The sequence below is a fragment of the Vibrio sp. 1727 genome, assembly GCF_033344415.1.
GTDB lineage: Bacteria > Pseudomonadota > Gammaproteobacteria > Enterobacterales > Vibrionaceae > Vibrio > Vibrio alginolyticus.
Genome location: NZ_JAWPOT010000228.1, coordinates 1 through 738 on the forward strand (window position 1 = coordinate 1; position 738 = coordinate 738).

A 738-nucleotide genomic window follows, 5' to 3' on the forward strand; every position below is an offset into this window, starting at 1 on the left:
TAACGCTCCTGTATTAACCGAACGGCTAATGCTGGACCTAAGCTGACTTTTACCACCTGGGGTAGGAGTCGGCATTTTATTTAAGGAGGTTATATGGCGTTACCTTTACAAATTGAAACAGTAAGGCCATATCTTAATGGCCAATGGCTTCAAGTATTAGCGGCATTGGTGCCAGAACTTGATGCCGCTATTGCTCGAAAAGGCCGTCATGTGGCTTGTCCTGTTCATGGCGGTCGTGATGGCTTTAGGCTGTTCAAAGATGCTGAATATACCGGTGGCGGCGTTTGTAATACCTGCGGTATCTTTCATGATGGTTTTGAACTGTTGTCTTGGATCAATGGATGGAACTTTGCTCAGTCTATTGAAGCAATTGGCCAAGTTCTTGGTATTCAACCCGGACAAATACAAGCACCTTCTCGGGCAATAACGCGTAACGCTGTTGATTGGAAGGCTAGAAAGCAGGACGAGGACAAAGCGATTATCCATCGCTTGAATCAAACCTGGGGAGAAACGTTTTCTCTTGCAGATACTCGTGCGCAACCAGTTTGGAACTACTTGCATCGTCGTGGCATTGTGACGCGGCTTCGTCCTGAATGGGATTCGGTGCTGAGGTATCATCCAAACTTGCCTTACCATGATGAAGATGGCTTGTTTATCGATAGCTACCCAGCGCTGCTAGGTAAAATCGTTACTCAGCAAGGGCGTTCGGCCACGTTTCATCGGATCTACCTAAGTGAA

The 738-nt window shown here is 46.9% G+C and carries 1 protein-coding gene; it reads left to right on the plus strand.

Annotated elements, in window-relative coordinates; genetic code table 11:
- Nucleotides 1–93 precede the first annotated feature (93 nt).
- The coding region (locus R8O10_RS24935; RefSeq protein ID WP_318191919.1) for a primase-helicase zinc-binding domain-containing protein at nt 94–738 on the plus strand (645 nt) is incomplete at its 3' end.